28 protein-coding genes are annotated in these 23894 nt (G+C 71.2%); 17 read left to right on the top strand and 11 right to left on the bottom strand.

Annotation, left to right across the window (positions count from 1 at the left end):
- Positions 1 to 42 precede the first annotated feature (42 nt).
- From QI633_RS16470 to QI633_RS16480, 3 genes are read left to right on the top strand one after another with little or no spacing between them, the layout of a single operon-like run.
- Positions 43 to 696: a TetR/AcrR family transcriptional regulator gene (locus QI633_RS16470; RefSeq protein WP_282426370.1), complete on the top strand. Its 654-nt coding sequence runs from the start codon at positions 43 to 45 to the stop codon at positions 694 to 696.
- A 10-nt stretch (positions 697 to 706) separates the two neighbouring features.
- A complete protein-coding gene (locus QI633_RS16475; RefSeq protein WP_141798211.1) occupies positions 707 to 1375 on the top strand; it encodes a hypothetical protein in 669 nt (222 codons plus the stop codon).
- Positions 1372 to 2013, top strand: a complete 642-nt coding sequence (locus QI633_RS16480) for an acetoacetate decarboxylase family protein (protein WP_141798210.1) — start codon at positions 1372 to 1374, stop codon at positions 2011 to 2013. Before QI633_RS16475 ends, QI633_RS16480 begins: the two co-directional genes overlap by 4 nt.
- An 83-nt stretch (positions 2014 to 2096) precedes the next feature.
- Here the strand turns inward: QI633_RS16480 and QI633_RS16485 are convergent, their stop codons facing one another.
- Genes QI633_RS16485 through QI633_RS16495 form a run of 3 tightly spaced genes read right to left on the bottom strand, consistent with a single transcriptional unit; the run spans position 2097 to position 4732 of the window.
- Positions 2097 to 2372, bottom strand: coding sequence for a hypothetical protein (locus tag QI633_RS16485; protein ID WP_141798209.1), 276 nt, complete (start codon positions 2370 to 2372; stop codon positions 2097 to 2099).
- A gap of 25 nt (positions 2373 to 2397) precedes the next feature.
- On the bottom strand, positions 2398 to 3543 hold the full coding sequence (locus QI633_RS16490) for a fatty acid desaturase (protein WP_141798208.1): 1146 nt from the start codon (positions 3541 to 3543) through the stop codon (positions 2398 to 2400).
- 10 nt (positions 3544 to 3553) lie between these two features.
- Positions 3554 to 4732, bottom strand: coding sequence for a ferredoxin reductase (locus QI633_RS16495; protein ID WP_282426371.1), 1179 nt, complete (start codon positions 4730 to 4732; stop codon positions 3554 to 3556).
- A 129-nt stretch (positions 4733 to 4861) separates the two neighbouring features.
- On the opposite strand from QI633_RS16495, the gene QI633_RS16500 reads away from it, so the two are divergent.
- The 3 genes from QI633_RS16500 to QI633_RS16510 all read left to right on the top strand — a co-directional run bounded on the left by QI633_RS16500 (position 4862) and on the right by QI633_RS16510 (position 7309).
- On the top strand, positions 4862 to 5488 hold the full coding sequence (locus QI633_RS16500) for a TetR family transcriptional regulator (RefSeq protein WP_141798206.1): 627 nt from the start codon (positions 4862 to 4864) through the stop codon (positions 5486 to 5488).
- A gap of 67 nt (positions 5489 to 5555) precedes the next feature.
- Positions 5556 to 6161, top strand: a complete 606-nt coding sequence (locus tag QI633_RS16505) for a hypothetical protein (RefSeq protein ID WP_282426372.1) — start codon at positions 5556 to 5558, stop codon at positions 6159 to 6161.
- A gap of 83 nt (positions 6162 to 6244) precedes the next feature.
- The gene (locus QI633_RS16510; RefSeq protein WP_141798204.1) at positions 6245 to 7309 is read left to right on the top strand and encodes an alpha/beta fold hydrolase; all 1065 of its coding nucleotides are present in this window, start codon (positions 6245 to 6247) and stop codon (positions 7307 to 7309) included.
- 53 nt (positions 7310 to 7362) lie between these two features.
- Here the strand turns inward: QI633_RS16510 and QI633_RS16515 are convergent, their stop codons facing one another.
- From QI633_RS16515 to QI633_RS16530, 4 genes are all read right to left on the bottom strand, one after another.
- Positions 7363 to 8847: a DHA2 family efflux MFS transporter permease subunit gene (locus QI633_RS16515; protein WP_141798203.1), complete on the bottom strand. Its 1485-nt coding sequence runs from the start codon at positions 8845 to 8847 to the stop codon at positions 7363 to 7365.
- A gap of 349 nt (positions 8848 to 9196) precedes the next feature.
- Positions 9197 to 10171, bottom strand: a complete 975-nt coding sequence (locus QI633_RS16520) for a zinc-binding dehydrogenase (RefSeq protein WP_282426373.1) — start codon at positions 10169 to 10171, stop codon at positions 9197 to 9199.
- A 21-nt stretch (positions 10172 to 10192) separates the two neighbouring features.
- A complete protein-coding gene (locus QI633_RS16525; protein ID WP_282426374.1) occupies positions 10193 to 11386 on the bottom strand; it encodes an NADP-dependent malic enzyme in 1194 nt (397 codons plus the stop codon).
- Positions 11387 to 11438: 52 nt separating this feature from the next.
- A complete protein-coding gene (locus QI633_RS16530) occupies positions 11439 to 11762 on the bottom strand; it encodes a S24 family peptidase (RefSeq protein ID WP_282426375.1) in 324 nt (107 codons plus the stop codon).
- 58 nt (positions 11763 to 11820) lie between these two features.
- On the opposite strand from QI633_RS16530, the gene sodN reads away from it, so the two are divergent.
- From sodN to QI633_RS16565, 7 genes are all read left to right on the top strand, one after another.
- The gene (sodN, locus tag QI633_RS16535; protein ID WP_141798199.1) at positions 11821 to 12246 is read left to right on the top strand and encodes a superoxide dismutase, Ni; all 426 of its coding nucleotides are present in this window, start codon (positions 11821 to 11823) and stop codon (positions 12244 to 12246) included.
- A 213-nt stretch (positions 12247 to 12459) separates the two neighbouring features.
- A complete protein-coding gene (locus tag QI633_RS16540) occupies positions 12460 to 13245 on the top strand; it encodes a hypothetical protein (protein WP_141798198.1) in 786 nt (261 codons plus the stop codon).
- Positions 13246 to 13460: 215 nt separating this feature from the next.
- The gene (locus QI633_RS16545) at positions 13461 to 14015 is read left to right on the top strand and encodes a hypothetical protein (protein ID WP_282426376.1); all 555 of its coding nucleotides are present in this window, start codon (positions 13461 to 13463) and stop codon (positions 14013 to 14015) included.
- Between the two features lie 172 nt (positions 14016 to 14187).
- On the top strand, positions 14188 to 14763 hold the full coding sequence (locus tag QI633_RS16550) for a hypothetical protein (RefSeq protein ID WP_282426377.1): 576 nt from the start codon (positions 14188 to 14190) through the stop codon (positions 14761 to 14763).
- A gap of 100 nt (positions 14764 to 14863) precedes the next feature.
- A complete protein-coding gene (locus QI633_RS16555; protein WP_141798195.1) occupies positions 14864 to 15286 on the top strand; it encodes an anti-sigma factor in 423 nt (140 codons plus the stop codon).
- Positions 15283 to 16098, top strand: coding sequence for an RNA polymerase sigma factor SigF (locus tag QI633_RS16560; protein ID WP_141798194.1), 816 nt, complete (start codon positions 15283 to 15285; stop codon positions 16096 to 16098). Before QI633_RS16555 ends, QI633_RS16560 begins: the two co-directional genes overlap by 4 nt.
- Before the next feature lie 138 nt (positions 16099 to 16236).
- Positions 16237 to 17001: a hypothetical protein gene (locus QI633_RS16565; RefSeq protein WP_282426378.1), complete on the top strand. Its 765-nt coding sequence runs from the start codon at positions 16237 to 16239 to the stop codon at positions 16999 to 17001.
- 76 nt (positions 17002 to 17077) lie between these two features.
- Here the strand turns inward: QI633_RS16565 and QI633_RS16570 are convergent, their stop codons facing one another.
- A complete protein-coding gene (locus QI633_RS16570; protein WP_141798192.1) occupies positions 17078 to 17503 on the bottom strand; it encodes a hypothetical protein in 426 nt (141 codons plus the stop codon).
- Positions 17504 to 17689: 186 nt separating this feature from the next.
- Between QI633_RS16570 and QI633_RS16575 the strand changes: the two genes are divergently transcribed.
- The gene (locus tag QI633_RS16575; RefSeq protein ID WP_038678054.1) at positions 17690 to 17944 is read left to right on the top strand and encodes a WhiB family transcriptional regulator; all 255 of its coding nucleotides are present in this window, start codon (positions 17690 to 17692) and stop codon (positions 17942 to 17944) included.
- A gap of 26 nt (positions 17945 to 17970) precedes the next feature.
- On the opposite strand, the gene QI633_RS16580 is transcribed toward QI633_RS16575, so the two are convergent.
- Positions 17971 to 19449 (bottom strand): PAS domain-containing sensor histidine kinase, encoded by a 1479-nt coding sequence (locus QI633_RS16580; protein WP_141798191.1) that lies wholly within the window; start codon positions 19447 to 19449, stop codon positions 17971 to 17973.
- 111 nt (positions 19450 to 19560) lie between these two features.
- Between QI633_RS16580 and QI633_RS16585 the strand changes: the two genes are divergently transcribed.
- The 3 genes from QI633_RS16585 to QI633_RS16595 are packed head-to-tail and all read left to right on the top strand — an operon-like array spanning position 19561 to position 22583.
- Positions 19561 to 20418 carry a DUF2785 domain-containing protein gene (locus QI633_RS16585; RefSeq protein ID WP_141798190.1) on the top strand — a complete coding sequence of 286 codons (858 nt, stop codon included), beginning with the start codon at positions 19561 to 19563 and terminating at the stop codon, positions 20416 to 20418.
- A gap of 40 nt (positions 20419 to 20458) precedes the next feature.
- Positions 20459 to 22159: an acetolactate synthase gene (locus tag QI633_RS16590; protein WP_282426379.1), complete on the top strand. Its 1701-nt coding sequence runs from the start codon at positions 20459 to 20461 to the stop codon at positions 22157 to 22159.
- A gap of 31 nt (positions 22160 to 22190) precedes the next feature.
- Positions 22191 to 22583, top strand: coding sequence for a thioesterase (locus QI633_RS16595; protein ID WP_222117795.1), 393 nt, complete (start codon positions 22191 to 22193; stop codon positions 22581 to 22583).
- A 303-nt stretch (positions 22584 to 22886) separates the two neighbouring features.
- Here the strand turns inward: QI633_RS16595 and rsrA are convergent, their stop codons facing one another.
- Both rsrA and QI633_RS16605 read right to left on the bottom strand, forming a co-directional pair.
- Entirely contained in the window at positions 22887 to 23180 is a 294-nt protein-coding gene (gene rsrA / locus QI633_RS16600; protein ID WP_141798189.1) for a mycothiol system anti-sigma-R factor, read from the bottom strand.
- Positions 23180 to 23893 carry a sigma-70 family RNA polymerase sigma factor gene (locus tag QI633_RS16605; RefSeq protein WP_260805900.1) on the bottom strand — a complete coding sequence of 238 codons (714 nt, stop codon included), beginning with the start codon at positions 23891 to 23893 and terminating at the stop codon, positions 23180 to 23182. Before QI633_RS16605 ends, rsrA begins: the two co-directional genes overlap by 1 nt.
- Between the last annotated feature and the right edge of the window lies 1 nt (position 23894).

Consider the following 23894-nt stretch of genomic DNA (forward strand, 5'->3'; position numbering starts at 1 on the left):
GTTAACTTGGCATGGATGTGTACGGGTGTCAACATGTTCTCCGTGACGACCTCGAAGCGGAGCTACCACCACGGCGACCTGCGCAACGCCCTCGCCCGGGCGGCGGCCGACCTCGCCGCGAGCGGCGGCCCGGACGCCGTGACCATCCGCGGCGCCGCTCGCGAGGTCGGCGTGACCCCGACTGCTGCGTACCGGCACTTCGAGAACCAGGCCGACCTGCTCGAGGCAGCCCGCGCGCTCGCGATGGACGGGATGGTCGCCGCGATGGCCGACTACCTCGCCCAGGTCCCGACCGACGGCGACCCGGTCGCGCGGGCCGTCGAGCGGCTGCGCTCGACCGGGCGCGGCTACATCCGGTTCGCGATCGAGGAGCCGGGCGTCTTCCGGACCTGCTTCACCGGCGGCCTGCGCGACCAGGGCGGCAAGGGCGGCCAGGACGGGATGGGCGATCCGGCGCCGTACCTGCTGCTCGGGGAGATGCTCGACCAGCTCGTCGCCGTCGGCTACCTGGACCCCGCCGATCGCCCCGACGCCGAGGCCGGCCCGTGGGCCGCCGTGCACGGGCTGGCGATGCTGCTCATCGACGGCCCGATGTCCGAGCTGGGCCCGCCGGAGCAGGACATCGCCATCGCGCGCACCCTCGACATGGTCAGCCGCGGGCTGGCGACCGGCCCGCAGGGGTGCGCGCACCGCTAGTGTCACCCGCGTGAGCGAGGAGCTGATCGACTACGCGGCCTGGGGCGAGCGGTTCTTCGCCACCGCCGTCACCACCGAGCGGGTGCTGAACGGCGTCAACGTGCTGGCGGGCCGCCCCATCGACGTCGGCCCGCTGGGCGTCGGTCCCGGCCGGATCGCCAAGGTGACGGCCCAGGGCACCATCGGTACGGCGACCGGCGAGCGCGTCGGCGCCGACCCGGTGTCCTTCCACGTGGACCTGCCGGTGACGCTGAAGTTCAGCATCGACCTGGGCATGGACAAGCAGAACTTCGACGCCGAGATCACGGTGCCGCTGGTGATCACCGCCCACGGGCGCGCCGACCTTGCCATCGCCCTCGAGGTGACGCCGCCGCCCGCCGCACAGGTCGTCGTACGGCTCAAGGCGCAGGGGCTGCGCGCCTCGTTGACCAGCAAGGCCGCCAACGTCGAGGGCGAGCTGCGGCGGTTCGTGGCCAAGTACGTCGCCAAGGAGCTCGAGAAGCCCTACGTCCGCCAAGCCACGACCATCGACGTCGGCGCCGCGGTCGAGAAGGCCGCCGCCGGGCTCGGGCCGCGCGAGGAGAGCCCGATGGCCGACGAGCTGACCGACGACCTGCCGGCCGCGATGGAGGCCGAGCTCGAGCACACCGCCCAGCTGTTCCTGGAGGACGAGTCGTGACTTCCTATCCCCCGGCCCCGTGGCACATGCACGGGTCCCTGTGGCTCTCGGTGTTCCGCCTCGGCCGCGACGTCGACGCGCACCACCCGGCCGGGACGTACGGCGTCGCGCTGGTCTCCTACGAGGAGCCGAGCCCGCTGACGTACCACGAGCTGCTGCTCGCCAGGACCGTCAAGGCGAAGCCGGCGGGGAGCGCCAGCGACCGACGCCCGAACAGTGCTGGCAAGGGCGCGGTCACGATCACCGACATCTGGGTCGACTCCCCCGCCTCGCAGGCCGGCGGCCGCGCGCTGTGGGCGATCCCCAAGGAGCTGTGCGACTTCGACCTGGACACGTCCTTCCGGGGACCGGTCACCTCGACCGACTGGACGGCCACCGTCGAGCGGCGCCCGATCGTCGAGGCGAGCTTCACCGACGTGTCCCGCGCCGCGATCCGGGTGCCGTTCACCGGCCTGGTCGAGCAGCCCGGCATCCCCGAGCATCCCGAGACCGCGAACGTCGTGATGAAGGGCACCGCCAAGGCCCTGCCGTGCCGCGGCCGGTGGTCCTTCGCCGCTGACGGGCCTCTCGGGTTCATGCGAGAGGCCCGTCAGCTGGGATCGTTCCGGATGGCCGGGTTCCGGCTCGCGTTCGACTGAACTGGAACGCCTGGCGTTGCGGTTTGGTCCCAAACCGCAACATTTCGGGGCTCGGACATGCGGTCTCTGCCCAATCGCGGCGCCTAATCGGCGTCGGCGACCTCCGACGACTCCGGCAGCCCCGACGCCTCCGGCAGCCCCGGCGTCGTCGTGCCGTGCTCGGCGAGCGCGCGCTGCGAGGAGTCCTTGATCTCGAAGATCTCGGTCGCGAAGCCGCCGACGGCCGCGGCGACCTCGCCGACAGCGCGGGTCACGATGCTCGCGACCTCGCCGACGGTCTGGGCCGCGGCCTCGGCGCCCGCCTGGAGCGCGTCCTTGGTGATCTCGGCCTTGCTGAGGTGGTCGCGTCCGTCGCTCATGGGCGTCAGTCTCCCTCGCCGGGCCTCAGGCTGCCAACGAGTCCTCGGTCACGGCCTCGGGGCCGCGGACCGGAGCGACCTTCGCGTCCCCGCCCGGCAGCGAGTAGCGGCAGATCTTCTTGAAGACGCTCCACAGCTGCTGGTGCAGGCGACCGGTGTTGTACGGCAGGCCGTAGCGCTCGCAGATCTCCTGGACCTCGACGGCCATCTCCGGGTACCGGCGGGCCGGCAGGTCCGGGAACAGGTGGTGCTCGATCTGATGAGACAGGTTGCCGCTCATCAGGTGCATCAGCTTGCTGCCCTTGATGTTGGCCGAGCCGAGCATCTGGCGCAGGTACCAGTGGCCGCGGGTCTCGTTCGCGGTCTCCTCCTCGGAGAACGATGCGACGCCGGCCGGGAAGTGCCCGCAGAAGATGATGTTGAACGCCCACACGTTGCGGACCAGGTTGGCCACGGCGTTGCCTGCGAAGGTGAGCGGGAACAGCGGTCCGGTCAGCGCGGGGAACAGCACGTAGTCCTTGAGCGCCTGGCGCCGGATCTTGCGCATCAGGCCCGGGTAGAGCGGCTTGTTGTCGGCCATCTTCCGCTTGCCGGAGACGATGTTCTCGACCTCGAGGTCGTGCAGGGCGACGCCCCACTCGAAGAAGGTCATCAACAAGAACGCGTAAAGCGGGTTGCCGAGGTAGTAGGGGTGCCACTTCTGCTCGGGGTCCATCCGCAGGATGCCGTAGCCCACGTCGCGGTCCTTGCCGACGATGTTCGTGAACGTGTGGTGGATGTAGTTGTGGCTGTACTTCCACTGCTCGCCGGGGCACACGGTGTCCCAGTCGAACATCCGGGAGTTGAAGGCCGGGTCGCCCAGGAAGTCGTACTGACCGTGCATCACGTTGTGCCCGATCTCCATGTTGTCGAGGATCTTCGACACGCTCAGGCAGGCGACCGCGGGCAGCCAGCCGATCACGGGCAGGTAGAACAGCGCGCGACCGGCGATCTCCATCTTGCGCTGGGTCGTGACGACCTTGCGCAGGTACGCCGCGTCCGCCTCGCCGAGGTCGGCGAGCACGCGCTGGCGCAGGGCGTCGAGCTCGGCGCCCAGCTGCTCGATCTGGTCGGCGGTCAGGCCGTGGTACTTCTCGTCGGCCACGGGGGTGCTCAGGGTGTCGGTGCTCATGGGACTCTCCTCAGAGGTCGATGTGGCAGTCACCGGCAGCGGCGGTGACGCAGATGCGGATCTCCTCGTCCGGCAGGGAGGACTCCTCGCCGGTGAGGACGTTGCGGACGGTGCCGGCGGACTTGGTGCGGGTGCAGGAGAAGCAGATGCCCATCCGGCAACCGAACTCGGGCTTCAGGCCCAGCTCCTCGGCCTGCTCGAGCAGGCTGGCGCCGGTGGCGGCGGTCGTCGCGCCGGAGCGGGTGAAGGACACCTCGCCCTCGATCTCGCCGCCCGGTGCGGCAGCCCGGGCGACGGCGGGCTTGAAGAACTCCATCCGCAGCCGCGGCGAGAGCTCGCCCCCCGACGATTCCGGGTCGGTGTAGGCGTCCTTGACCAGCTCGACCAGGCCGGCCGGGCCGCACAGCCAGGTGTCGGTGTCGCGGTAGTCGGGCACCAGGCGGCGCAGCTCGAACTCGCTGAACAGCTGGTCGGCATAGCGCAGGTGGACGTCGACGCCGTTGTCGGCGGCGGCGATCTCGGCGAGCTCGTGGGCGAAGATCTGGTCCTCGGGGCTGCGTGCGAAGTGCAGGAAGGTCACCCGGCGACCCGCGTGGCCGTCGTACCCGTCGCGCAGGAGGGTGCGGACCATCGACATCGCCGGGGTGATGCCGGAGCCGCCGGTGATGAAGAGCAGCCGGCTGATCGTCGGCGTCGCCGGGCTCTCGACGAGGGTGAACTCGCCCTGGGCCTGGCTCAGGTGGAGCAGGGTGCCGGGCTGCGCCTCGCGGACCAGGTACGACGACACCTGGCCCTCGTCGTGCGCGCGGATCGTGAGCGTGAACTGCTCCCCCGGCGCCGAGGCGGCCGAGGAGATGGAGAACGCGCGGGTGTGCCGCTTCCCTCGACCTTCTGGGCCGGGCAGCTCGACGCCGACGAGTACATGCTGGCCGGCGCGATGGCCGCGCCAGGTGCTGGTGGGCTGCAGGGTCAGGGTGGCGACCGGGGCGGAGTCGGTCCCGCTGGTCTCGCGGTGGACCGAGACGACGCGGGCGCGCACTTCGTGCGCCGCCCACATCGGGTTGAACCGCTCGAGGTACCGGTCGACGCCGTGCGGGGTGGCCAGCGCGGCGGCGAGCCGCGAGCGCAGCAGCCGCCCGACCAGGTGACCCGCGCCGCCAGGAGCCGGCGGGGAGATGAGCGCGGACATCGCGCCTCCTTCGTTGGCGGAAAATTCGGTGTACATCCGTACTCCGAAACTCTCTCTCGTCCGTCCCGCGATGGTCAACGACCCGACCACGTGACAGTGCACACATGTTCACTCACGTAGAGTGGCTCCATGGCCCAGACCCGTGTCGAGCAGAAGGAGCGGACCCGCCGTGCCATCCTCGACGCGGCGCTGACCCTGTCCGAGGACTCCGCGCTCGTCGCACTGTCCCTGCGCCAGGTCGCCAAGGAGGTCGGCATCGTGCCGACCGCGTTCTACCGGCACTTCCCCTCGATCGAGCACCTCGGGCTCGCGCTGGTCGAGGAGTCGCTCGACACCCTGCGTGCCCTGCTGCGCGAGCTTCGGCACACCGCAGGCGAGGACGCCGGGACGATCATCGACGGCTCCGTGGCGGTCCTCGTCGAGCAGGTGCGCCAGGACCACGCCCACTACGGCTTCATCGCCCGCGAGCGGTTCGCCGGCCCGGCCGGGGTCCGCGACGCGATCGCCCGCGGCATCGAGCTCGCCGAGCGTGAGCTGGCCACCGACATCGCCCACCTGCCCGGCACCGACACCTGGACCGAGCGCGACCTCGAGGTGCTCTCCGAGCTGATCGTCGGCTCGATGGTCACCACCGCCGAGCGACTGCTCGGCACCGCGCCGGGCTCGGTCGCCGAGCAGCGGGTCGCCGAGGCCGCGCGCACCCAGCTGCGGATGATGCTGGTCGGCGCCCGCAACTGGCGTTCCCGAACCAGCTGATGCAACCCCGCAGGTACCCGCGTCCGTCTAGGTGATGGACCGTCCCCCGATCTCCAGGAGAAGCCGCATGTCCGTCTCGGGCCGCCGTACCGCCCCCGCCATCGCCGCCGTCCTCGCCCTCGTGGCCGGCCTGCTCGCCACCTTCCTCGCCGCGCCCCCGCCCTCGGACGCCGCAGCACCCGCCCGCACCCGGGTGGTCGTCAAGGTCGCCGACTGCGAGGGCTGCCAGGTCTTCGTCCAGCAGGGCCTGCGCCACAGCTGGTGGGCGAGCAAGACCCGCACCGTGCGCGACGGCAAGGCCGTCTTCGTGGTCCCGTCGAGCCGGACCCCCGGCCTGTCCATCGGCATCACCGGCACCTGGGAGGCCGCGTCGCCGCACCCGTCGGGCTTCCAGGCGATCGTGGCCATGCGCTACAAGGGCGTCGCCGCCGGCACCGGCATCGACCAGGCGAGCGCGCAGGCGAAGCAGCGTGCCTCGGCCTGCTTCCCCGGCACCAACGCGCACCGCGTGGTCTTCCACGTCACCGCCCGCAAGGTGACCGTCGCCGGCAACGGTGGGCCGGCCGACACCACGATGGCGTGGGCCGACCCGCAGGTCCGCACCATGCGCAGCACCATGATGGAGGTCTTCGACGGTGTCGCGGGCGCGCAGGACATCGTGCCCTGCTGGTGAGCTCCGACTGAGCGGTCCACGGCGAGCGTCACGCTCGTCACGTTCGGTGGACGGCCGGTGCGCGTGGCAGCGACCATGTCGCGGTGCCGACCGCAGCTGACCTCCTGAGCACCGCCGCCCGCAACGCCTGGGCGATCTCGCCCCTCGGCGACGGCGTCGAGCAGTACGACGGCCTGCCGGCCACCGTGCTGTCCGACGCCCCGCACCGGCGGCTGGTGCGCTACGACCGGACCACCGCCGCCCGGGTCCCACGCCCGGTGCTCCTCGTCCCGCCGCTGGCCGTCTCGGCCCGCTGCTTCGACCTGCGTCCCGGCCAGAGCCTGGCCGGCCACCTGCTGGAGGCCGGCCGGGCGACGTACCTGGTCGACTACGGGCGGATCACCTTCGCCGACCGCGGCATGGGCTTCGAGGCCTGGGTCGACGACATCCTCCCGACCGCCATCCACGCCGTGCTCGCCGACCACGCGGCCGGCGGCGACGAGGCCGACGGCGTCGACCTGGTCGGCTGGTCGCTCGGCGGCACGATGAGCCTGCTCACCGCCGCCGCTCACCCCGACCTGCCGATCGCGTCGCTGACCGCCTTCGGCACCCCGATCGACTACACGCAGATCCCGGCCGTCCAGCCGCTGGTCGTCGCGGATCGCCTGCTCGGCACCCGCGCCGTCACCGCGCCCACCGCCGCCCTCGGCGGTGTGCCGCGGCACCTGGTCCGGGCGAGCTACCGGGCGATGGCGCCCAGGCGCGAGCTGACCAAGGCCGTGCACCTGGCCAAGAACATCCTCGACACCGAGGCGCTCGCGCGCACCGGTGCCATCGACGGCTTCATCGGCGAGATGCCCGGCTACCCGGGACGGGCCTACCACCAGATCCACACCCGGCTGATGGTCCGCAACGAGCTGGCCTCCGGCACCGTGCGGCTCAGCCGCAAGCGCGAGGTCCGGCTGGCCGACGTGCGCACGCCGGTGCTGTTCGTCGGCAGCGAGAGTGACAACATCGCCGACGGCCCGGCCGTGCGGGCCGGGACGGACGTCGTGCCGGGCGCCCGGTACGCCGCCGCCGACGGCCTCAGTCACCTCGGCCTCGTCGCCGGCCCGAAGGCCGCCGAGATCAGCTGGCCGCTGCTCGACGCCTTCCTCGACAGGCCCTGAGACGCCGACCGGCCCGGTCCCCGAGGGGGCCGGGCCGGTCGTACGACGATCGGTCAGTGCCCGCCGTGGGCACCGGCCGGCGCGTCGGCCTTCGCCGGCAGCAGCAGCGACATCGCGATCACCACGAGGCCGATCACGGCACCCGCGAAGAACGCCCACTGCAGGCCGCCCATGAAGGCGTCGGCCGGCGAGCTGCCCGACTCCGCGAGGCTCTCGGTGCGGTTGGTCATGATCACGACCAGCAGCGCGGTGCCGATGGCGCCGGCGACCTGCTGGAGCGTGCCGAGCAGCGAGCTGCCGTGTGAGTACAGCTGCGGCGCCAGGTCGCCCAGGCCGATGGTGAACACCGGCGTGAAGATGGTCGCCAGGCTGGCCATCAGCGCGACGTGCAGCGCGACGAGCACGGCGTACGGCGTGTCGACGCCGATCCGGCTCAGCCCGAACAGCAGCGCCACCATGACGACCGAGCCGGGGATGACCAGCGGCCGGGCGCCGATGCGGTCGAAGACCTTGCCGACCTGCGGGCCGAGCAGGCCCATGGTCAGGCCACCGGGCATGACCAGCAGGCCGGTCTGCAGCTCGCTGAGGCCGCGCAGGTTCTGCAGGTAGAGCGGCAGCAGCAGCATCGAGCCGAGGAACGCCATGAAGCCGGCCGACATCAGGATCAGCGACACCGTGAAGTTGCGGACCTTCAGGGTGCGCAGGTCCATCAGCGGCCGGTCCGAGCGCTGCAGGAACAGCTGATAGCCGGCGAAGGCCGCGATCAGCACGACGCCCGCACCGATGAGCAGCGCCGGCTCGGGCCAGTCGGCGTTGCCGACCTTGCTCAGGCCGAACACGAAGGTGCTGAAGCCACCGGCCGCGAGCACCACGCTCAGCCAGCTGATCGGGCTGCGGTTGGTCTCGCCGACGTTCTCGAGCTGGCGCAGGCCGAAGAAGCCGACCAGCACGGCGATCGGGAGGACGACCGCGAAGATCAGCCGCCACGAGCCGAAGTGGAGCAGCACGCCGGACACCGCCGGACCGAGCGCCGGGGCGCAGGACATCGCGAGGGTGACCTGGCCCATCACGCGACCGCGGTCCTCGGCGGCGACGACCGTCATCAGGGTGGTCATCAGCAGCGGCATCATGACCGCCGTACCGCCGGCCTGGACGACGCGGCCGACCAGCAGCACACCGAACGTCGGCGCGAGCGCGGCGACGAGGGTGCCGACGCTGAAGGTCAGCATCGCGGTGGCGTACGCCGTGCGCGTGGTCACCCGCTGCAGGAACCAGCCCGTCACCGGGATCACCGCGGCCATGGTCAGCATGAACACGGTCAGCGACCACTGGGCGGTGGTCTCGGTGATCTTGAAGTCGGTCATCAACCGCGGGACCGCGTTGACGAGGGTGGTCTCGTTGAGGATCACGACGAAGGTCGCCGCGACCAGCAGCTTGATGACGAGCGGAGTCCGCCCCGGGGTCGCCGGGGCGCTCGTGAACTCCTGCTCGAAGGCGGCGAGGTCGCCGGTCTCAGCGGGTCCGGAGGGCGCAGTCATGACAGGTCCTATCGGTTGGTGGCAGGGTCTGGCGGTGGCCGACCCCATGACGCCGGGCGGTTCGGGCTGGCCGTCGCTTCACAAGTACGACGAACCGGCCGTCACCAGATCGACATGGCGAGCCGAGAAAATTCATCGGCCGCACCGTCGGGGCGCTGACAGGAGTCAATCGTCCAGCACCGACAGTCATTCCCGCCACTGGTTAAAAACGCCTCACCAAACCCCACCAGTCACAAGTTTCACCGGTCGGCCGGTGAAACTGGCGAGCCTGGACGACGAAACCGGCGCTTGGACGATGAAGTTTCCTCGTCCAAGCGCGAGTTTCACCGGTCGGCCGGTGAAACTCCCGTCAGCGGGTGAAGACGATCTTCCCGAAGACGTCTCCGGCAGCCATCGCCGCGAACCCGTCGCGGGCCTCGGTCATCGGCAGCACCCGGTCGATGACCGGACGCACACCGGTGCTGTCGAGCAGGTTGACCAGCCCGGCGAGCTCGCCGCGGGTGCCCATCGTCGAGCCGATCACCGACAGCTGGAGGAAGAAGATCCGGGTCAGCTCGGCGTCGTCGAGGTCGGGACCGGAGGTGGTGCCCGAGATGACGATGCGGCCGCCCGGGCGCAGCGCGCGGATCGAGTGCGACCAGGTCGCGCGGCCCACGGTCTCCATGACGGCGTCGACCTTCACCGGCAGCCGCGCGCCGGACTCGAAGACCTCGTGCGCGCCGAGCTCGAGCGCCTTGGCCCGCTTGGCCTCGTCGCGGCTGGTCGCGAGCACGCGCAGGCCGCCGGCCCGCGCGAGCGCGATGAGGGCGGTGGCGACGCCGCCGCCGGCACCCTGCACGAGCACGGTGTCGCCCGCCTTGAGCGCGCCCTGCGTGAAGAGCATCCGGTACGCCGTCAGCCAGGCCGTCGGCAGGCAGGCCGCCTCCTCGAAGGACATGGACGCGGGCTTCGGCACCACGTTGCGCCGCGGCACGATCACCTTGTCGGCGAAGGTGCCCTGGTGCCGCTCGGAGAGCAGCGAGCGCCGCGGGTCGAAGGTCTCGTCGCCGGTCCAGTCGGGGTCGGAGACGACCGCGTGCACGACGACCTCGTTGCCGTCCTCGTCGTACCCGGCGGCGTCGCAGCCCAGGATCATCGGCAGCGCCTCGGCCCTCAGCCCCACCCCGCGCAGCGACCAGAGGTCGTGGTGGTTCAGCGAGGCGGCCTTGACGGTGACCGTGGTCCAGCCGTCGGGTGCGACCGGGTCGGGGCGCTCCCCGAGCACGAGACCGGTCAGCGGGTCTTCGGACGAGTTGGCGAAGGAGTCGGCGTAGACGGCGAACATGACCCTGACGCTAGTGGCCGATCAGATCCGAGCGACACCGTCTCGTCGTGCGGCGTCCGCCACAGCGGCGGCGACCGCGGGGCCGACCCGCGGGTCGAACGGCGAGGGGATGACCAGGTCCTCGGACAGGTCGTCGCCGACCAGCGTGGCGAGCGCGTCGGCCGCGGCGACCTTCATGCCCTCGGTGATCGCGCTCGCGTGCACGTCGAAGGCGCCCCGGAAGATGCCCGGGAAGGCCAGCACGTTGTTGATCTGGTTGGGGAAGTCCGAGCGACCGGTGGCGACGACCCGCGCGTGGCGGTGCGCCACGTCGGGGTGGACCTCCGGGTTCGGGTTGGCCATCGCGAAGATGATCGCGTCGTCGGCCATCGTGGCCACGACCTCCTCGGGCACGGTGCCGCCGGAGACGCCGATGTAGACGTCGGCGCCGTCGAAGGCCTCGGCGAGCGTGCCGCGCCGGCCGCACTGGTCGGCGGTGAGCTCGGCGAGCGCCTTCTTGGCCGAGGTCAGGTCGGTGCGGTCCGAGCTCACGACGCCCTTGCGGTCGGTGACCGCGATGTCCTTGATGCCGGCCGCGAGCAGGATCTTCGCGATCGCCACGCCGGCGGCGCCGGCGCCCGAGATGACCACGCGGGTCGACTCCGGGGTCCGGCCGGTCAGCTTGAGCGCGTTGACGAGCGCGGCCAGGGTCACCACGGCGGTGCCGTGCTGGTCGTCGTGGAAGACGGGGATGTCGAGGGCCTCCTTGAGGCGGTCCTCGATCTCGAAGCAGCGCGGGGCCGAGATGTCCTCGAGGTTGATGCCGCCGAAGCTCGGCGCGAGCCGGACGACGGTCTCGATGATCTCCTCGACGTCGGTGGTCGCCAGGCAGATCGGGATGCCGTCGACGCCGCCGAACTGCTTGAACAGCACCGCCTTGCCCTCCATCACCGGCATCGCGGCGGCCGGGCCGATGTCGCCCAGGCCCAGCACGGCGGTGCCGTCGGTGACGATCGCGACGGTGTTGGGGACCCACGTGTAGTGGCGGGTCAGGCCGGGGTCGGCGGCGATGGCCTCGCACACCTCGGCCACACCGGGGGTGTAGGCCAGCGAGAGCTGGTCGCGGGTGCTGACATCGGCCGTGGGTACGGTCGCCATCTTCCCGCCGAGGTGCAGATCGAAGACCGGCTCACCCGCGCGCGGGTGGGAGGGAAGAACGTCGTCAGCCACGGTCATCCATCCTTTCACACCGTCCGGCCCGACAGCCGACGTGTCCGGATGGGACGGGTCACAGCCATCGGGGCCACGGCCACACCCGAGCCCGTACGACGCCCGCGACGTCGGCGTCCGGCACGGCACCGCGGTGGCGGGAGTCCACGCCGGCGTCGGCGTTGTCGCTGAGCAGCCACCAGCCGCTCCCCCGGCGTCCGGCGACCCGCTTCACCGCGAGGGTCCCGTCGGCGAAGCGGGCGACGACGACGCGACCGGGGCGCACGCGCGCGCCGTACAGGACCAGCAGGCGCTGGCCGGGCCGCAGCGCGGGCCGCATGGAATCGCCCCGGACGACGGCGATGCCGACCCGACGCCGACCTCCCGTTGCCGCTCGATCCATGACGAGTAGTGTCGCAGGCAGCAAGTACCTGCCCGCCCGAACCTCTGAGAGGACCGACATGTTCTCCCGTATCGCCGAATCGATTCGCGCGGCCTTCGTGGCCCCCACCGTCGACGTCTCCGCCCACTGCGACCTGCCCTGCGGTGTCTACGACCCCGCCCAGGCCCGCATCGAGGCCGAGTCGGTCAAGGCCGTCATCGCCAAGGCGCTCGACAGTGACGACGCCGACTTCCGCACCCGCGCCATCCTGATCAAGGAGCAGCGCTCCGAGCTCGTCAAGCACCACCTGTGGGTGCTGTGGACCGACTACTTCAAGCCCCCGCACTTCGAGGCCTACCCGCAGCTGCACACGCTGGTCAACGAGGCCACCAAGCTCGCCGGCGCGACCGGAACCAAGGGCACCCTCGACCTGGCCAAGGCCGACGAGCTGCTCGCGAAGATCGACGAGATCGCCGAGATCTTCTGGGCGACCAAGAAGGCCTGATCCGTTCGGACTAGTCCTTCCGGGCCACAGTGCCCAGGCCAGACGGGCCGCACGTCCATTTCGGGCGTGCGGCCCGTCGTTTTCGTCCCATCAAGGTCCCGGTTCCTTTAGCGTGACGGCGAGTCAGGCAAGTCGTTGTCTGTACCGAAATCACCAACCGACCAGGGAGCACAGGGTCGGGGGGACCCACACCATCCGGAGGGAGAAGTCGCGATGCATCGCGCCCTTTTCAAGATGTTCATCGGCCTGGCGGTTGCGCTCGGTCTGACCTTCACGACGGCGTCCGTCGCGTCGGCCACCCCGGCGGCCCCGGCCGCGACGCAGGCAGCAGAGCCTGACTGCAGCGCCCAGGGCGCAGCCCTGACCAAGGCGTACAACAACTACGCCGCCGCCAACGCGTACGTCGCTGCGGCCGACGCCAAGGTCAAGAAGCTCAAGAAGAAGCTCAAGAAGGCCAAGAAGCACCACGCGCCGGCCAAGAAGATCAAGAAGCTGAAGAAGAAGCTCAAGAAGGCCAAGAAGGCCAAGCGCGCCGGCATCGCGTACCGCAACCAGACCGTCGCGAACTACAACGGCGCCTACTCGGCCTACGCCACTTGCAAGGGCCGCCCGGGTGCCATCCCGCCGGCCACGCCCGAGCTGCCGATCCAGGCCCTCTGCGACGCGGTCCCGCAGCTTCAGCAGCTGTGCGACCTGTTCCCGACGGTGCTGGACCCGCTGATGAACACCTTCAACCAGCTCTGCGCGGCGGCCCCGGCTCAGATGCAGAGCCTGTGCGACGCGTTCAAGGCCGGCCTGGCCGACCCGACCGGCCTGGTCGACATCCTCGAGGCCACGCTGACCAACCTCGGCCTCGGTGCCGCGGTCGACGCCCTCAAGCCGGTGCTCGACGCGCTCGACTCCGTCGTCAGCCAGCTGGGCGGCGTGCTCGGCGGCGGCCTGCCGAGCCTGCCCGGCCTGCCGAGCCTGCCCGGTCTGCCGAGCCTCCCCGGTCTGTGATCTGATCGCAGGCAACTGAACAACTGACACGACTCAGGACCCCGGGACGAACGTCCCGGGGTCCTGTGCGTTCCGCCCTCCACTCCGTCCATGAAGGGCTCACCACGATGCCTTAGGGTGACCGGCGAGCCGGGCATCCTCACGCCCGGTGTCCGCGACCGGTCGTCGGGGAGGGAAGCTGCTGACGGCCGGCCACACCCAAGGGAGAGACCGGCATGCATCGTGCCCTGCTCAAGATCGTCCTCGGCGTCGCCGTCGCACTCGGCCTGACGCTGTCCATGGCCCCGGTGGCCTCGGCCGCCCCGTCCGCGCGGGATGCTCGCGCCGCGAGCTGCACCGTCGAGTACACCGCGGCCCAGGGCGCCTACACCACCTACACCGCCGCGAAGGCCACGGCCGCGAAGCTGGCGAAGAAGGTCGAGAGGCTCAAGAAGAAGGCCGCCAAGGCGCACGGGCGGGCCGCGGTCAAGCTGGAGAAGAAGCTCGTGAAGGCCAAGGCGCGCAAGCGCGCGGCACGGGCGTTCCTGGTCCAGGCCACCACCGCGGCGACCGCCACCGGTACGACGTACACCGCGTGCCTGAGCGGCCGCAGCACCGCCATCCCGAGCCAGGTCCCGGCCGGCACCACCCCGCTCGACTTCCTCGGCGAGGTCCTCGACATGCTCGGCGTCGGCTGGCTGGTCGACCTGCTCGGCCTCGACCGGGTCATCGACATGCTGGGCCTGCGCCCGCTCCTCGAGGGCCTCGGCCTGGGCGCGATCCTCGACTGACGACCACCTGTGGCGGGCCCCGGGATGCGACACATTCCGGGACCTGCTGCATGGAGGCTCACCAAATGCCATAGGGTGACCGCCGAGTCGGGCCTCAGTGCGCCCGGCCGATTCTCGGCTGTCGCCTATGGGGGGCGAGCGGCTGTCGACTTCACCTGAGGGAGAAACCGGCATGAATCGTGCCCTGCTCAAGCTGATCCTCGGCATCGCCGTGGCCATCGGCCTCACCCTGACCGCCGCTCCGGTGGCCTCGGCTGCTCCGGCAGCCGCTCCGGCCACCACCGAGCGCGCGGCCGACTGCGTCGCCCAGGCCAAGGCCGTCGACGTCGCGACGATCACCCGCTCCGCGGCCCGGATCAAGATCCAGCAGCTCAAGGCCAAGATCGTCAAGCTGCAGAAGAAGATCAAGAAGGCCAAGCGCCACCACCAGGCGGCCAAGGTCAAGAAGCTGACCAAGAAGATCAAGAAGACCAACCGCAAGATCCGCAAGACCAAGATCCTGCGCGCCAACGCCGCCAAGGCCGTCAGCGGCACCGCGGTGCTGCTCGCCGCCTGCCAGGCCGGCAACGGCGTGCCGCTCCCGAGCGGCAAGCCCGACAAGGACAACCTGCTCGACTACGTCGGCGACGCTCTCGACGCCCTGGGCATCGGCTTCCTGCTCGACTCGCTCGGTCTCGAGGCGGTTCTCGACCTGCTCGACCAGACCGGCCTGCTCGACCTGCTGGGTCTCGGCGACCTGCGTCCCTGACGCGACCCGTCCCCTCCAACGGCCGCGTCCTCCGGGGCGCGGCCGTTGGCGTAGGGTCGGTCCCGACCTGGTTCCCCAACGCCAACCCGGAGGATGCGGCATGTCGGAGACGAGCAGCCCTGCTGTCGGTGGTACGACGGCCGCCGGCCGACCCGACGAGGTCGAGCTGCGGCTCCCCGCCGACGGCGCCTACGCCTCGGTCCTGCGCACGCTGACCGCCGGCCTCGCGGCTCGTCTCGACTTCACCATGGACGACATCGAGGACCTGCGCATCGCCGTCTCCGAGGCCGCCGCCATGGTGCTCGACGAGGCCGACGCGGACGCCGTGCTCGACTGCCGCTTCCAGCTCGGCACCAGCGAGCTGGCCCTCACCATCGCCGCGGCCGCCCAGACCCCCACTGCTCCCGACTACGAGAGCTTCGGGTGGCAGGTGCTCGCGACCCTCGCCGACGAGGCGGCGATCGACGCCGTCGCCGGGCGCTACTCCGTCCGTCTCCTCGTGCGGTCGTCCCTGGCGTCATGACCACCGACCTGTCTCGGGGCGGCGGCCAGCGCGGGCCGACCAACATCGAGGTGACCCGCCGGCGCAGCGCGGAGCTCTTCGTGGTGCTCCGCGACGAGGACGCCTCCCAGGCCGAGCGCGACACCGCCCGCGACTCCCTCGTCCACCTGCACCTGCCCCTCGTCGAGCACTGCGCCCGGCGCTTCCGCAACCGCGGCGAGCCCTACGAGGACCTGGTCCAGGTCGGCACCATCGGCCTGATCAAGTCCGTCGACCGCTTCGACACCGAGCGCGGGGTCGAGTTCTCGACGTACGCCACCCCGACCATCATCGGCGAGATCAAGCGCTACTTCCGCGACAAGGGCTGGGCGATCCGGGTGCCGCGACGGCTCCAGGAGCTGCGCATGCAGATCAGCGCGAGCACCGCCGAGCTCACCCAGTCGCTGGGCCGCTCCCCCACGCCGCGCGAGCTCGCCGACGCGATCGGCTGCTCGGTGGAGGAGATCGTCGAGGGCCTCGAGTCGAGCAACGCCTACTCCACGCTCTCCCTGGACGCCACCGACGACGACTCCGACGGCGGCAGCGGCCAGAGCATGCTCGACGCGATGGGCGTCGACGACGAGGCGCTCGAGCACGTCGAGATCCGCGAGTCGGTCAAGCCGCTGCTGGAGAACCTCCCGCCGCGTGAGAAGAAGATCCTGCTGCTGCGCTTCTTCAAGAACATGACCCAGTCGCAGATCGCCGAGGAGATCGGCGTCTCGCAGATGCACGTGTCCCGGCTGCTCAGCCGCACCCTGGCCCAGCTGCGCGAATCGCTCGAGTCGGAAGGCTGAGCAAGCGGTCGGCAAATCGTCGCAGGAGCGACGTTTACCGTCGCGGCCCCCGGGCAGTACCCCTGCGTCTCACACTTCTTGACCGATTCCAGAGACCTCGTTCCGGACGGGTCGGTCCCTCCCCGAAGGAGCTCCTCCATGCGCAGGCTCGTCTCCGCTGGCGTCATCGCGATCACCTCGCTCGCGCTCGCCACGCCCGCTCTGACGTCGACCGCCGCGGCAACCCCCGGCACTGCCGACACCGCCGTCGTGGCGGCGAAGGTCAAGGCCGGCAAGTTCAAGATCAAGAAGTCGGCCGCCGGTGTCCAGCCCGGCATCAGCAAGCTCGTGCTCACGTCCAAGGGCCTTCGGGGCTCGGGCAAGGTGAAGTACTCGATCACCGGCGACAACGGCGTGGCCTTCAAGGGCAAGGCCAAGGTCAAGAAGGGCAAGGCCAAGTACCTCGTCCCGGCCCTCGGCACCGGCCACTACAAGGTCAAGGCCAAGTTCAAGGGCCGCAAGGGCAAGACCAAGTTCGAGGTCTACGACTCGAACCTGACGCTCAGCACGACGGCCCTGACCTGCGACATCAGCGACTACAAGGCCCGCACCTCGCTCTCCGGCAGCGTCAAGTACAAGGGTGGCCCCGCCACCTCGGGCTACGTCGACGTCTACCAGAACGGCAACGCGGCCGGCGGCTCGTCCTCGCCGTACCTGCTGACCTTCGCCTCGGTCAACACCGCCACCGGCACGTTCGACTTCGGCACCAAGATCTGCGACCGGGTCGTCACCGGCGGCACCGGTAGCGCCCTGTCCAACGGCCTGCCGGCCGGCAACTACGTGTTCCAGGCGTACTACACCAAGGACGCCGGGTACGACGACTACTTCTCGTCGAACCTGATCTCGGTGACCGTGGTCCCCTGATCACCCAGCACGCAACGACGGCCCGGTCCCCTCGCGGGGGCCGGGCCGTCGGCGTACCGGGCAGCCAGGGCGTGTCCTAGTCGTCCTCGCCCGGGTGGTCCTCGAGTGCCGCGACCGTGTCGGGGTGCACGACCGCGGCCACGACGACGAGGCCGACGACGGCCAGGCCGATGGCGGCGAGCACGTGCTCGCGCAGGTTCCAGGCGAGCCCGAGCACGATCAGCTGGGTGATCAGCACCGGGCCGCGCGCCCAGCCGTGCCGGCGCCACAGCGCCAGGGCCGCGCCCATCAGCACCACGCCGTACGCCGCGAAGAAGACCGCGGTGGAGACCCCGAACCCGAGCCGCTCCGAGGACACGCTGGCGAGCTCCAGGACTGCCAGGACGAGCAGCACGAGCGCCTGTACGGCGGCCAGCGAGGCGGCCACGGTCAGCGGTGGCGGACGGTCGGCGCCGGGGTCGGCAGAGCGGTCGGACGGGTGGTCGAGGGGCCCTTCGGTCACCGCCGCAGCCTAGGCGGTGGGTGTCCACGATCCGGTTGTGACCCAACGAACCACCGGAATTGCTTGATTCGTGACGCAATCCTTGGAAACCTTGCCGGAGCGATCGTGAAGCCGTTCACTTTTGCGGCTTCACGTGTGCCCGGTCGAGGGCACCCCCGGTAGTGAAAGAAGAGGGCTTTCCCACCCATGGATTGGCGACACCGTTCCGCATGCCTCGACGAGGATCCGGAGCTGTTCTTCCCGATCGGCAACACCGGCCCTGCGATCCTCCAGATCGAGGAGGCCAAGGCTGTGTGCCGTCGCTGCGACGTGCGTGAGCAGTGTCTCGCGTGGGCGCTCGAGGCGGGTCAGGACCATGGTGTGTGGGGTGGCCTCAGCGAGGACGAGCGCCGCGCGCTCAAGCGCCGCAACGCCCGCGCGCGCGTCCGCACCCCCGTCTGACCGGCGCCGCTCGCGGCCCGGCCCGGTCACTCGACCGGGATGCTGAAGCCTGCCCGGGTGCCGCCACCGGGCGCCTGACCGAGCGTCAGGTGCCCGCCGAGCTCGGACTCGACGAGCGTGCGCACGATGGAGAGCCCCAGGCTGGTCGCGGCGTCCAGGTCGAAGTCCTCGGGCAGCCCGCGGCCGTCGTCCTCGACGGCGACCTCCAGCACGGCACCGTGTCGGGCGGCGTGGATCGCGATCTGGCCGGAGCCGCCGGCGTCGTACCCGTGCTCGGCGGCGTTCTGCATCAGCTCCATGACGACCATGGCCAGGGGCGTGGCGACCTCGGAGGCGAGGACGCCGAAGCTGCCCTCGCGGCGCACGCCGATCTGCGCGGTCGTGGAGCCGACGTCGACCACCAGCCGGGCGAGCCGGTCGGCGATGTCGTCGAACTCGACGGTCTCCTCCACGGCCTGGCTCAGTGTCTCGTGGACGATCGCGATCGAGCCGACCCGGCGTACCGCCTCCTCGAGGGCCGAGGCGGCCTCGGGCGAGCCGATCCGCCGGGCCTGGAGGCGCAGCAGGGCGGCGACGGTCTGCAGGTTGTTCTTCACCCGGTGGTGGATCTCGCGGATCGTGGCGTCCTTGGTGACCAGCTCGCGGTCGCGCCGGCGCAGGTCGGTGACATCGCGCAGCAGGATGATCGCGCCGATGTGCTCCCCCTTGGGCCGCAGCGGGATCGAGCGCACGATCAGGGCGGCGCCGTCGCCGGGACCGCCGGACGCGCCGAGCTCGGTGTCGCGGTGCGCGCGGCCGCCGAGGACGGCGCTGAGCGTCTCCTCGTCGGGGCGCTTCTTCGGCGGCACCAGCTCGCGGGTCAGGTCGGGCAGGCGGTGGCCGGTGAGGTCGCCGGTCAGCCCGAGCTTGCGGTAGGTCGACAGCGCGTTCGGGCTGGCGTAGATGACCCGGCCCGCCGCGTCGACCCGCAGGAAGCCGTCGCCGACCCGCGGCGAGTCGGCGTGGTCGCTGCGCTGGGCGGTCGAGGGGAACAGGCCGGCGGCGATCATCTGGGACAGGTCGGTCGCGGCCTGGAGGTAGTTGATCTCCAGCAGGCTGGGGGTACGCACGCCGAGCAGGTTGGTGTTGCGGCTGATCACCGCGATCACGTTGCCGGCCCGGCGCACCGGGATCGCCTCGACCCGCACCGGCACGTCGTCACGCCACTCGGGGTCGCCCTCCCGGGCGATCCGGCCGAGCTCGAAGGCGGCGTCGACCAGCTGACGGCGCCCGGTGGGGGCGAAGGTGCCCACGATGTCGTCGACGTACGCCGTCGGGCCGGTCGTCGGGCGCATCTGGTCCCCCGCCCAGAAGCCCGCCCCGCCCCGGTCGGGCAGCCACAGGACGAGGTCGGCGAAGGACAGGTCGGCGATGACCTGCCAGTCGGCCTGGATCAGCTGCAGCCAGGCGATGTCCGCGTCGTCGAGGTCGGTGTGACGCCGGGCGATCGCGGACAGGGAGGGCACGGGCACAACTCTAGAGAGGGAGGGTGCCTCCCCACTTAGGGTCCCTTCACATTGTTTGGCAGGATAGGGGCCGGGGGATGAAGGCTCGGCTGCTCCGGAGGGTGTGGGTTGATGGTGTCGGTGGATTGGGCGCGCCTCCAACAGGCCCTCCGCGACGGTGAACGGCGTCCCCCTGCCGATCACCCGATCGGCGACCTGACCGCCCAGCTGACGCAGATGCTGGGCGACCCGGACCCGCAGGTGCGCGACGGGATGGCGTACTCCTTCCTCGCGACCTGGATCGAGCACGGCGCCTACGACGACCTGCTGGCCGGGCTCGGCGACGGCATGTGCGCCGGGCTCAACGCCGGGCTCGGCGAGCGCGACACCGACTCGGTCTTCCGGCGCAGCTTCTCGGTGCTGCTGCTGGCCGAGTGCATCCAGCGCGACACCCGGATCCGCCGGCTCCCCCCGAGCAAGGTGCTGCACTGGGGCGACCGGATCGCGGCCTGGTACGTCCGTGAGCGCGACCTGCGCGGGTTCGTGCCCGGCAAGGGCTGGGCGCACTCCGCCGCCCACGGCGCCGACGCGGTCGCCGCGCTGGCCGCCTCGCGCCACTTCGGCATGACGGAGCTGACCGTGCTGCTCGACGTGATCGCCGACCGCGTGCTCAACCCCGACACGCCGCCGCTGGTGCACGGCGAGCCGGACCGGATCGCCCACGCGGTGATGGAGATCCTGCGCCGCGACCGGGTCCCGCTGAACGTGCTGGAGCCGTGGGTGGTCCGCCTCGAGCAGGGCGCCCGGGCCAAGGCTCGCAGCGGCCGCGACCCCTACCGGGCGACCGGCAACGCGCAGGCGGTGCTGCGCGCGATCTACCTGCAGCTCACCATCTCGCCGCGCCACCCCTCGGTCCGCCCCGACCTGCTGCTCGCGCTGGTGGCCTCCCTTCGCCGGGTGCACCCGTACTTCCTCGACGACGTCGGCTGAGGTGGCTGACCGGGCGGGCGCCGCTGGCTAGGGTGCCCGGGTGACCTCCACTCCCCCGGACCAGACCCCGCTGACCGGCCACGCCGGCGAGATCGCCACCGCGGTCGCCCGCGCGCACGGCGTCGAGACGATGTTCACGCTCTCGGGCGCCCACGTGTTCCCGATGTACGACGGCGCGGTCAAGTCACAGCAGGACGGCGGCACGCCGGTCCGGCTGGTCGACGTGCGCCACGAGCAGACGGCGGCGTTCGCGGCCGAGGCGACCGGCAAGCTGACCCGGGTGCCGGGGCTCGCGGTGCTGACCGCCGGGCCGGGTGTCACCAACGGGGTCAGCGCCCTGGCCCAGGCCCGGTTCGCGGGATCGCCGATGGTGGTGGTCGGTGGCCGCGCGCCCAACAACCGCTGGGGCACCGGTGCGCTGCAGGAGATCGACCACCTGCCGATCGTCACGCCGGTCACCAAGCACGCGGCGACCCTGATGACGGCGAACGACGTCGCCGCCGGCTTCGACGCCGCGTTCACCGAGGCGCGCTCGTCGCACCGCGGGCCGACGTACGTCGACGTCCCGATGGACGAGTTCTTCAACGTCGGCACCGGACCGGCGCCGGTGGTCGGCGACGTGCGCGGCGCGGAGCCGGACAGCGACGCGGTGGCGCGGATCGCGGGCCTCATCGCGAAGGCGCGCCGTCCCGTGCTGGTCCTCGGCACCGACGTGTGGGCCGACCACGCCGAGGAGGCCGCGCTGCGGCTGGTCGAGGAGATGCGGCTGCCGGCGATCACCAACGGCATGGGCCGCGGCGTGGTGCCCGGCGGCCACCCGCTGCTGGTGACCAAGGCCCGCGGCGCGGCGATCAACGGCGCCGACCTGGTGGTCGTGGTCGGGACACCGCTCGACTTCCGGCTCGGGTACGGCGTGTTCGGCGCGCGCGGATCTGGCGGCGACGCCGAGCCGGCCACACCGACACCGGTCGTCCACATCGCCGACTCCCCCGGCCAGCTGTCCGGCCACGCGACGCTCGCGGCGTCGGTCAGCGGCGACCTGACCACGGTCCTCGACGGCCTGCTGGAGACACTGGCCGGCGCGAGCCAGCCGGACCGCTCCGAGTGGATCACCCTGCTCCAGGACACGGTCGCGGCGGCGAGCGCGAAGGACGCCGAGCTGCTCGGCGCGGAGGCCGACCCGGTCCACCCGGCCCGGATCTACGGCGAGCTGGTCCCCCGGCTCGCCGACGACGCCGTGGTGATCGGCGACGGCGGTGACTTCGTCTCCTTCGCCGGGAAGTTCGTCGAGCCGAAGCGGCCCGGCTGCTGGCTCGACCCCGGCCCCTACGGCTGTCTCGGCGCCGGTCTCGGCGCGGCCGTGGCCGCCCGGATCGCCCGCCCGTCGTCGCAGGTCGTGCTGCTCCTCGGCGACGGCGCCGCCGGCTTCTCCCTGATGGACGTCGACACCCTGGTACGCCACGACCTGCCCGTCGTGATGGTGATGGGCAACAACTCCGCATGGGGCCTGGAGAAGGGCCCGATGCAGATGCTCTACGGCTACGACGTCGCGGCCGACCTGGCCCCGCGCACGGCGTACGACCAGGTCGTGGCCGCCCTCGGTGGCGCCGGTGAGACGGTCACCGACCCGCGGCAGATCGGGCCGGCTCTGGACCGCGCGTTCGCGGCGAACGTGCCGTACCTGGTCAACGTGATCACCGACGTCGACGCGGCCTACCCGCGCACCACGTTCGGCATCTGATGTCGAACCACAGTCACCGAGGAGGATGAGCATGGCCGGCTCGACCGTGCGGTTCGCCGTGACCGACGCCGACACCGCGCTCGCGGTCGGCTCCGGCAGCCTCCCCGTCCTCGGCACCCCGCGGCTGCTGGCCTGGTGCGAGGCAGCCACGTGCGCCGCCGTCGAGGCCGAGCTCGCCGCGGGTGAGACCAGCGTCGGCACCCGGGTCGATCTCGAGCACCTCGCCGCCACGGCGGTCGGCGGGACGGTCGAGGTCACCGCCCGGCAGGTGTACGCCGACGGTCGGCTGCGCCGCTTCGCCGTCTCCGCGCGTGAGGTCGGTCCCGACGGCACGGCGGGCAAGCTGGTCGGGTCCGGAGAGGTGACTCGCGTCGTGGTGGACGCCGACCGCTTTATGGCCAAGGTTTCGAGACAGTCGGGATAGTCCGTCATTTCGCTCCGCCCGTTCCCGACTTCCTCAACCTCCTCGCGGTTCTTCCGCGGCCGCAAGCGGCCACGGAGCGTCGGAGATTTCGCCGCAGTAGCCGGGCCTGAGAGAATGGCTCGATTCACGACTTCAGGAGGAACCATGGGCAAGACCGGCCGCAAGCGCCGCGCGCGCCGCAAGAAGGGCGCGAACCACGGCAAGCGCCCCAACAGCTGAGCGCACGCACCGACGAACCCCCGCGACCTCACGGTCCGGGGGTTCGCCTCATTCTCGAGCCGCGAACCGGCGTCGCTGAGCGGCTCAGGCCTCGGTGATGCGGACCTGGATCTGCTGGATCTGGATCCGGACCCGCTCGCGCAGCTCGGCCGGGGCGGTCTCGCCGCAGGAGCGGGCGACCACGGCCTTGACCGTGCGCTGGAGGTCGTAGCGCTCCAGGCAGGGGCTGCACGAGTCGATGTGGGCCCGGACGATGGCACAGTCGCCGGCCTCGAGCTCGTTGTCGATCAGCCGCACGATGCGCTCGAGGAAGTCGGCACACTCGGCGTTGCTGGGGTCGTCAGACACGTGCAGGTGCTCGTGGCTCGGCTCGGACATCACTTGCCTCCCTCGAGCGGAGCGTCGCCGCCGGAGCGGACGTAGTCGGAGAGCATGTCGCGCAGCTGGCGCCGGCCGCGGTGGAGGCGGGACATGACCGTCCCGATCGGGGTGTCCATGATCTCGGCGATCTCCTTGTAGGCGAAGCCCTCGACATCGGCGAGGTAGACCGCGAGCCGGAACTCCTCGGGGAGCCGCTGCAGGGCGTCCTTCACCTGGCTGTCGGGGAGGTGCTCCAGCGCCTCCATCTCGGCCGACTTCAGCCCGCTCGACGTGTGCGACTCCGCGCGCGCCAGCTGCCAGTCCTCGACGTCCCCCGTGTCGCCGGCGAGCGCCTGCTGAGGCTGGCGCTGCTTCTTGCGGTAGGAGTTGATGAAGGTGTTGGTCAGGATCCGGTACAGCCAGGCCTTCAGGTTCGTACCGGGCTTGAACTGGTGGAACGCGGAGAACGCCTTGGCGAAGGTCTCCTGGACCAGGTCCTCGGCGTCGGCCGGGTTGCGGGTCATCCGCATCGCGGCGCCGTAGAGCTGGTCGAGGAAGGGCAGGGCGTCACGCTCGAAGCGCGCGGCCCGCTCCTCAGGGGTCTCCGACGCGACGTCGACGTCCTCGGGGTGAGAGGCGTCGGCGTCCAGGGACGAAAGATCGGAAATCTCGGTCATCGCGTCCCAGACTACGGTGCTCCCGGTCCGGGGGCGCTCCAGCGTCGCGATCATG

Source organism: Nocardioides sp. QY071, assembly GCF_029961765.1.
Taxonomy (GTDB): Bacteria; Actinomycetota; Actinomycetes; order Propionibacteriales; family Nocardioidaceae; genus Nocardioides.

What these genes read in the sequence shown, in the direction of transcription:
- QI633_RS16495 (WP_282426371.1), bottom strand. Translation starts at nt 4,732, where the DNA reads ATGTCCGCGCTCATCTCCCCGCCGGCTCCTGGCGGCGCGGGTCACCTG.
- QI633_RS16505 (WP_282426372.1), top strand. Translation starts at nt 5,556, where the DNA reads ATGTCCGTCTCGGGCCGCCGTACCGCCCCCGCCATCGCCGCCGTCCTC.
- QI633_RS16530 (WP_282426375.1), bottom strand. Translation starts at nt 11,762, where the DNA reads ATGGATCGAGCGGCAACGGGAGGTCGGCGTCGGGTCGGCATCGCCGTC.
- QI633_RS16485 (WP_141798209.1), bottom strand. Translation starts at nt 2,372, where the DNA reads ATGAGCGACGGACGCGACCACCTCAGCAAGGCCGAGATCACCAAGGAC.
- QI633_RS16490 (WP_141798208.1), bottom strand. Translation starts at nt 3,543, where the DNA reads ATGAGCACCGACACCCTGAGCACCCCCGTGGCCGACGAGAAGTACCAC.
- QI633_RS16555 (WP_141798195.1), top strand. Translation starts at nt 14,864, where the DNA reads ATGTCGGAGACGAGCAGCCCTGCTGTCGGTGGTACGACGGCCGCCGGC.
- QI633_RS16550 (WP_282426377.1), top strand. Translation starts at nt 14,188, where the DNA reads ATGAATCGTGCCCTGCTCAAGCTGATCCTCGGCATCGCCGTGGCCATC.
- QI633_RS16575 (WP_038678054.1), top strand. Translation starts at nt 17,690, where the DNA reads ATGGATTGGCGACACCGTTCCGCATGCCTCGACGAGGATCCGGAGCTG.
- QI633_RS16595 (WP_222117795.1), top strand. Translation starts at nt 22,191, where the DNA reads ATGGCCGGCTCGACCGTGCGGTTCGCCGTGACCGACGCCGACACCGCG.
- QI633_RS16565 (WP_282426378.1), top strand. Translation starts at nt 16,237, where the DNA reads ATGCGCAGGCTCGTCTCCGCTGGCGTCATCGCGATCACCTCGCTCGCG.
- QI633_RS16605 (WP_260805900.1), bottom strand. Translation starts at nt 23,893, where the DNA reads ATGATCGCGACGCTGGAGCGCCCCCGGACCGGGAGCACCGTAGTCTGG.
- QI633_RS16500 (WP_141798206.1), top strand. Translation starts at nt 4,862, where the DNA reads ATGGCCCAGACCCGTGTCGAGCAGAAGGAGCGGACCCGCCGTGCCATC.
- QI633_RS16515 (WP_141798203.1), bottom strand. Translation starts at nt 8,847, where the DNA reads ATGACTGCGCCCTCCGGACCCGCTGAGACCGGCGACCTCGCCGCCTTC.
- QI633_RS16520 (WP_282426373.1), bottom strand. Translation starts at nt 10,171, where the DNA reads ATGTTCGCCGTCTACGCCGACTCCTTCGCCAACTCGTCCGAAGACCCG.
- rsrA (WP_141798189.1), bottom strand. Translation starts at nt 23,180, where the DNA reads ATGTCCGAGCCGAGCCACGAGCACCTGCACGTGTCTGACGACCCCAGC.
- QI633_RS16585 (WP_141798190.1), top strand. Translation starts at nt 19,561, where the DNA reads ATGGTGTCGGTGGATTGGGCGCGCCTCCAACAGGCCCTCCGCGACGGT.
- QI633_RS16560 (WP_141798194.1), top strand. Translation starts at nt 15,283, where the DNA reads ATGACCACCGACCTGTCTCGGGGCGGCGGCCAGCGCGGGCCGACCAAC.
- QI633_RS16545 (WP_282426376.1), top strand. Translation starts at nt 13,461, where the DNA reads ATGCATCGTGCCCTGCTCAAGATCGTCCTCGGCGTCGCCGTCGCACTC.
- QI633_RS16525 (WP_282426374.1), bottom strand. Translation starts at nt 11,386, where the DNA reads ATGACCGTGGCTGACGACGTTCTTCCCTCCCACCCGCGCGCGGGTGAG.
- QI633_RS16540 (WP_141798198.1), top strand. Translation starts at nt 12,460, where the DNA reads ATGCATCGCGCCCTTTTCAAGATGTTCATCGGCCTGGCGGTTGCGCTC.
- sodN (WP_141798199.1), top strand. Translation starts at nt 11,821, where the DNA reads ATGTTCTCCCGTATCGCCGAATCGATTCGCGCGGCCTTCGTGGCCCCC.